At 50.1% G+C, this 742-nt stretch carries 2 protein-coding genes; both read right to left on the minus strand.

Annotated elements, in window-relative coordinates; genetic code table 11:
• On the minus strand, positions 1-308 hold a 308-nt coding region (locus HW443_RS12390; RefSeq protein WP_176238359.1), incomplete at its 3' end, for a Rho termination factor N-terminal domain-containing protein.
• Between the two features lie 96 nt (positions 309-404).
• A partial coding sequence (locus HW443_RS12395; protein WP_275942772.1) for a transaldolase family protein occupies positions 405-742 on the minus strand: 338 nt, incomplete at its 5' end.

Raw genomic sequence — 742 nt, forward strand, 5'->3', positions numbered from 1 at the left:
ACCTTCCCGGTGACCTGGTCTCCCTGTCGCAGATTGAACCTGCTGATCTGGGATTGAGAGACATAAATATCTCCTTCTCCCTGCAGATAACCATTATTCCTCAAGAGCCCATATCCATCAGGCAAGATGTCCAGGATTCCCCTCCTGAAGAGAAGGCCTCCTGTCTCGGCCTGTTCCTTGAGGATGGCCAGAATAAGATCCCTTTTGGTAAGCTTGCTGACTCCAGGAATCCCGATCTCCCGGCCTACATTTTGCAGTTCGCTGAGGAGCATATCCTCCAGCTCAGATCTTTCTAACGTCTTTTCCAAGAGCTTCATCACCTTCCTGTAGTTTTAAGAGTTCTAAGTTAAACCTGGCCTGGCAACTGGCCCGGGGTGGCCAGTTTCTCTCTGGTGGGGCCAGGACTATCTGATAGGAGCCAGACTCTTGACCTTTTCCCAATCTTTCAGAAAGAGGTCCATACCTTTATCGGTAAGAGGATGTCTTATCATCTGCTCGAATGTCTTATAGGGGATAGTAGCAATATCTGCTCCCGTGAGGGCTACCGCCACCACCTGCTGGGGATGGCGAATGCTGGCAGCAATGATTTCCGTATCAAAATCATAATTGGCGTAGAGCTCCACTATCTCGGAGAGAAGATTCAGTCCATCGTTTCCGATGTCATCGACCCGTCCCAAAAAAGGACTGGCGTATCTGGCTCCCGCTTTTGCGGCCAGGAGAGCCTGATTGGCAGAAAATATGA

The organism is Candidatus Hakubella thermalkaliphila, assembly GCF_013281975.1.
Classification (GTDB): Bacteria; Actinomycetota; Humimicrobiia; order Hakubellales; family Hakubellaceae; genus Hakubella; species Hakubella thermalkaliphila.